Source organism: Acinetobacter sp. 243_ASPC (assembly GCF_001054715.1).
Classification (GTDB): domain Bacteria; phylum Pseudomonadota; class Gammaproteobacteria; order Pseudomonadales; family Moraxellaceae; genus Acinetobacter; species Acinetobacter soli.
On sequence record NZ_JVOR01000036.1, the window covers coordinates 1 to 424 of the forward strand.

At 41.7% G+C, this 424-nt stretch carries 1 tRNA gene; it reads right to left on the minus strand.

Annotation, left to right across the window (positions count from 1 at the left end):
* Positions 1–347: 347 nt before the first annotated feature.
* Positions 348–423 (minus strand) — tRNA-Glu (locus ADA42_RS03470).
* Position 424 lies beyond the last annotated feature (1 nt).

The following is a 424-nucleotide window of genomic DNA, read 5'->3' on the forward strand; positions in this document are numbered from 1 at the left end:
CCGTGAAAGGGCGATGTCCTAGGCCTCTAGACGATAGGGACGTTGCGAGGTGTGCGTATAATAGGAAGTTTCATCTGTGCTGTCAATTTGCATTGCAAAGAAAAAGGCAGAAATATGATTAAGTGAATAAAAAATAGCTAATTGTATGAATATTAGGCTGTTTTTAAAATTTAGTTGGCTGGTGACTGTTCAGTCGAAGTTTTCTTAGGTGCGTCATGCACGATATAAAGATAAAGCGCAGAAGGCAATAAAATGAGTATAGCGATCAAAATCTTTTTCAGCATGACATGTCTCTGTTTGAGCACAGGTAAACAGTATAAAAGAAAATGCAAGAGAGAAAAATGAGATGGCGTCCCTACGGGGATTCGAACCCCGGTTATCGCCGTGAAAGGGCGATGTCCTAGGCCTCTAGACGATAGGGACG